Source organism: Actinomyces sp. MRS3W, from assembly GCF_032465695.1.
GTDB lineage: Bacteria > Actinomycetota > Actinomycetes > Actinomycetales > Actinomycetaceae > Actinomyces.
The window spans coordinates 1-4,875 of sequence record NZ_JAWDJJ010000271.1 but is presented as its reverse complement, the minus strand read 5'-3'; the positions used below and the strand labels follow the sequence as shown (position 1 = coordinate 4,875).

Sequence of the window (4,875 nt, the reverse complement as noted above, 5' to 3'; positions counted from 1 at the left end):
TCACGGATGCCGGCCACGAGCTCGCCCTCGTCGGCGGGCCCGTACGCGACGCCTTCCTCGGCGTCGTGCCCCACGACCTGGACTGCGCCACCTCCGCCCGCCCCGAGCAGACCGAGGCGATCCTGCGCGAGTGGGGCAACGCCTGCTGGGACGTGGGCAAGGCCTTCGGCACGATCGGTGCGCGCCGGGGCCAGACGATCGTGGAGGTGACCACCTACCGCACCGAGGAGTACGAGGTGGGTTCTCGCAAGCCCGCCGTCGCCTACGGTGACAGCCTGATCGGGGATCTCACCCGCCGCGACTTCACCGTCAACGCCATGGCCCTGCGCCTGCCGGAGCTGCAGCTGGTCGACCCTCACGACGGGTTCGCCGACCTGACCGCGGGGGTGCTGCGCACCCCGGTATCCGCCGAGCAGTCCTTCGACGACGACCCGCTGCGCATCATGCGTGCCGCCCGTTTTGCCGCCCAATTGGGATTTGACGTGGAGCCCGAGGTCATGGCTGCCATGAGCGAGATGGCCCCTCGACTCAAGATCGTCTCCGCCGAGCGAGTGCGGGCCGAACTCGAACGCCTGCTGATCTCGCCGTGGCCGCGGCGCGGACTGGAGCTCATGGTGCATACCGGCGTGGCCGATGTGGTCCTGCCCGAGCTGTCCGCCCTGCAGGAGACCGTCGACGAGCACAAGCGCCACAAGGACGTCTATGAGCACACGCTGACCGTGCTCGACCAGGCCATCGACCTGGAGACCGGGCCCGACGGGCCGGTGCCCGGCCCGGACCTCACGCTGCGGCTGGCGGCCATCTTCCACGACATCGGCAAGCCCGTCACCCGCCGCTTCCTGCCCGACGGCACGGTCACCTTCCATGGGCACGATCACGTGGGCGCCCGCATGACCGCCAAGCGCATGCGCGCGCTGCGCTTCGACAAGCAGACCATCAAGGACGTCTCCCGGCTGGTGGAGCTGCACCTGCGCTTCCACGGTTATGCCGACGCCGCCTGGTCCGACTCCGCCGTGCGCCGCTACGTGGCCGACGCCGGGCCGCTCCTGGAGCGCCTGCACCGGCTGACCCGCGCGGACGTGACCACCCGCAACCGGCGCAAGGCCCACATGCTCGACGCGGCCTATGACGACCTCGAGGATCGCATCGCCCAGCTGCGCGAGGAGGAGGAGCTGGCCGCCATTCGCCCGGACCTGGACGGCAAGCAGATCATGGCCGAGCTCGGCGTGGGGCCGGGGCCGGTGGTGGGCGAGGCCTATCGCTTCCTCATGGACCTGCGCATGGAGAAGGGTCCCCTGGGCGAGGAGCTGGCCCGCGAGGCGCTGCACTCCTGGTGGGCGGCGCGCGGAGAGAAGTAGGCGGCGTACGCGGAAGGCGCAGTTGACGGTGTCCCGCCGGTGGGCGGCCCTGCGATCGTGGCGGCGGTGGTGTCCGTCGGCAGTGGCGGGGTCGCTAGCTGCGGTGACGGCACCGGCGGCGTCGGCACGGGTTAGCAGTCGTGATCGCCGCCGGTGGCCCGGTCTTGCTGTCTCTACTACGCCACTTTGGCGTTGGTGGTCGCCGCCGGCCGCCCTGTCTCACTACCTGTACTACGCCACTTTGCCGTCTAGTACGCCTGTTAGGGGTGTGTTGAAGGCCTGGGAGGCCTTCAGCGGTCCTCGAAGTGGCGTAGTAGACCCCGAACAGGCGTAGTAGACGCGCTGGCGGGTTGGCGGGCGCCGGTGCTCGCAACCGAGTTCGTTACCGGAGGTGCGCGTACGGCGATCACCGGGGCACCACCGGGCGCGTTACATCGGTCACTGAGATCCCACCGGGCGGGTTGCGACGGTCACCGGCGTCCACAGGCGGCGTTCGCGACACCCCTATCCACGGGGCTCGCGGGGTGCGGTGGCGCCGTCGTCGGGCCGGAAGCGATCCTGCTGGTATGCAGCAGTATCCGACCCCGCCCGAGCGCCCCCGCATGTGCTTCACCGCCGACCGCTCCGAGCACGACCTGGCTGGGCGCCGCGACCTCGTGCGCGTCGCCCGCGGCGGCTACATGGTTGTTCCCGACCGAGACACGCCACTGTGGCGCGTCAAGCAGCTCGTCACGCTGGCGCGCTGCGAGGCGGCACTGCGGGCCTCGCCGTCGGCAATTGCCCTGACCCACGAGGCGGCGGCGGTGGTGCTGGGCCTGCCCCTCCTGGAATCCGAACCGCATATTCGCCTGGCGGTGCCCGGGGATCGGACGCACAGCACCATGACCCTCCCGACCGTCATGTACGGGATGCCGGAGAGCCGACGTCGCGGGCGAGCGGTGATCCTGCGGCGCTCGACGATCACCCCGGCACCGGAGGAGGTCATCAATGTGGGTGGGCTGCGGGTGACGACGCCGCTGCGCACCGCCATGGATTGCGCCTTCGACCTGCCGCTGCGCGAATCGCTGCCCGTGGTCGACGCCGCGCTGCGAGCGGTGTGCCGTCCCGACCGCTTCAACCGGCGCTCCCACGGCGAGATGGACATCGAGGCGGCGCGCGAGCGGCTGATGCGGATGGTGGAGGGTCAGGGCAAGCGCAACGGCAAGCGCCGTGCGCGGCTGGCGGTGGAGCGGGCGGATCCGTTTGCGGAGTCGCCGGGTGAGAGCGTGCTGCGCTGGGCGGTGGGTGTTGCCGGGCTGCCGGATCCGGTGACGCAGCGGCGCTGGATCGGCGACGATGGGCGCGAGTACTTCCTCGACCTGGCGTGCGAGCCCGCCATGATCGACCTGGAGTTCGATGGCTACGGCAAGCTGGCGACGGCGGCGGACGTGCGCGCGGAGAAGCAGCGGGAAATGGTGCTGCGCCGCGGCGGGTGGACGGTGTACCGCTTCGAGTGGCGGGAGTTGCGCGATCCCGAGCGGCTAGTGCGGCGGCTGGAGAGCCTGTTCCCGCCCGAGGCCGTGCGCGGAGTGCGACGCCGCCGCGACCTGTGGCTGTAAGGGCGGGTGCGTGGGTTGCCGCGGGAGGCCCTCGCTCGCCGCCTCTACTACGCCACTTCGCCGTTGGGTAGCCTGTTAGGGGTGTGTTGAAGGGCTGGGAGGCCTTCAGCGGTCCTCGAAGTGGCGTAGTAGACGATCGAGGCGGGCGATTCACGCCTGGTGGGTGACGCGTGCGGGCGAGTGAGGTTGCGGCGTCCGCGCACTTAGCTCAGGGTCCAAGGACGCTCAGCGGGCAGGTGACGGTGCCGTCGGCGAGCGTCGCCGTCGGCCCGGTACCGGTGACCACGAGCCTGAGCGCGGGCTCCCCCACCACGGAGGTGTCGATCTGCTGCACGGCCCGGGCGAGCGACCGAGCACCCTTCTCAATCTGAGTGGCGCCCAGCTTCACCTCGACCGCGGCCCATCTGCCGCCGGGGAGAGTGAGCACGGCGTCGATCTCGTGGCCGTTGGAGTCTCGGTAGTGGTGCACCCTGCCGTCCAGCGCCTCAGTGAAGACGAGCAGATCGTGTACGACGGCGCTCTCGAAGATGAATCCGGTGGTTTCGGGATCCGTCTCGAGACGTGCGACGTCCGCTTCCAATGCTGTGAGGGCGAGGGCCGGGTCGGCCAGATGAAACTTCGGGGCAGTACGCAAACGGGCGCGCGAGCGCAGGCCGACCGCCCAGGCGGGGACGCGCTCGACAATGAATAGCCGCTCCAGCAGCTCGACGTAGCGAGCCAGCGTCTCGGGGCGGATGTCCGGGGCGACATGCTGCAGATCCCTGGTGAGGGTACGCCAAGAGACCTCGGTCGCCGTTGCCCGCGCGAGCGCCTGAATGAGTGCGCGAACGACCACTGGCTCATGCCGCGTCCGGGCCAGACGGCCCAAGTCGGCTCGGACTACGTCATCCAGGTAGCCACTCAGGGAAATCGCCGTGGCTTCCGGCGCTAACTTGGACAGCGCCGGAAAACCGGTGCGCGCGAGTGCGTTGGCTATGTCGTGGTAGGAGTGGGTGGTTGCGCTCGCGGTGGGGCGCTCCCCGTTGATGAGGGCGCGCAGGCTCACGGTCCCCGTGGAGGCGCCGCGCTCGAACCACGTCATGGTGCGCTGCCGTATGCGCAGGAAGCGGCCGGCGCCGGTGTGGCGGGTGGCATCGTCGGACGGAACGGCGGACCCGGTGAGGATGAATGCGCCCGGCCGCGGCGCGGAATCGACGGCCCGGCGAACCTGGTTCCACAGCTGCGGCGCCAGTTGCCACTCGTCAAGTAAACGCGGGCGGTCGCCGTCAAGAACGGCGTCGGGAGCGAGGTCGGCGAGGCGGCGGGTGGCGTCGTCGTCGAGGAAGGCGCAGGAGCGGGCAGAGTTCAGGCCCGTCATGGTCTTGCCGCAGGCGCGGGGCCCTTCGATGACGACGGCGCCGCCGATGTCGAGGAGACGATCCAGCTGGGTATCGATGACGCGGGGCAGATAGTCGTGCCCCAGAATCTCCCGCGTATCCATGCCAATAGTTTAGCCGAAGGCGGTGATTTGCAGGCGGTGAAGGCGGTGATGTGCAGGATGTCGAGGCGGAGGTTTGCAGGGTGTTGAGGCGGAGGTTTGCAGGGCTTCTGGACGCCTGTGGACCGGGCGGACATGGTTGGCGGCGGCGGGCGAAGGTGCCGCCGGCGTCGCCGTGCGGTGGGCCCCGGCCGCCCTTTCTTGCTACCTCTACTACGCCACTTTGCCGTCTAGTACGCCTGTTAGGGGTCTGTTGAAGGCCTGGGAGGCCTTCAGCGGTCCTCGAAGTGGCGTAGTAGACCCCGAACAGGCGTAGTAGACGACTTTGGGGGCGACCTCGGGACTGAGCGTGGGGCGTTCCGTGAGGTTGGCAGGCATGGACAGAGCAGGCGGGTGCGGGCCGGGATGGCGGGCGGCGGGCGCTATCCGCCCGGTGGGACGA

General features: G+C 69.9%; 3 protein-coding genes. 2 read left to right on the top strand and 1 reads right to left on the bottom strand.

Translation table 11 applies throughout. The features are described 5' to 3' along the window. A partial coding sequence (locus tag RWX45_RS10465) for a CCA tRNA nucleotidyltransferase (RefSeq protein ID WP_316023664.1) occupies positions 1-1,358 on the top strand: 1,358 nt, incomplete at its 5' end. Between the two features lie 566 nt (positions 1,359-1,924). Further along, a complete protein-coding gene (locus RWX45_RS10460) occupies positions 1,925-2,956 on the top strand; it encodes a hypothetical protein (protein WP_316023663.1) in 1,032 nt (343 codons plus the stop codon). A 208-nt stretch (positions 2,957-3,164) separates the two neighbouring features. On the opposite strand, the gene RWX45_RS10455 is transcribed toward RWX45_RS10460, so the two are convergent. Then, complete coding sequence (locus RWX45_RS10455) at positions 3,165-4,436, bottom strand: ATP-binding protein (RefSeq protein ID WP_316023662.1); 1,272 nt, start codon at positions 4,434-4,436, stop codon at positions 3,165-3,167. Positions 4,437-4,875: the final 439 nt, after the last annotated feature.

Excerpts from the sequence above, each read along its gene's own strand:
- RWX45_RS10460 (WP_316023663.1), top strand. The coding sequence starts at position 1,925 with ATGCAGCAGTATCCGACCCCGCCCGAGCGCCCCCGCATGTGCTTCACC.
- RWX45_RS10455 (WP_316023662.1), bottom strand. The coding sequence starts at position 4,436 with ATGGATACGCGGGAGATTCTGGGGCACGACTATCTGCCCCGCGTCATC.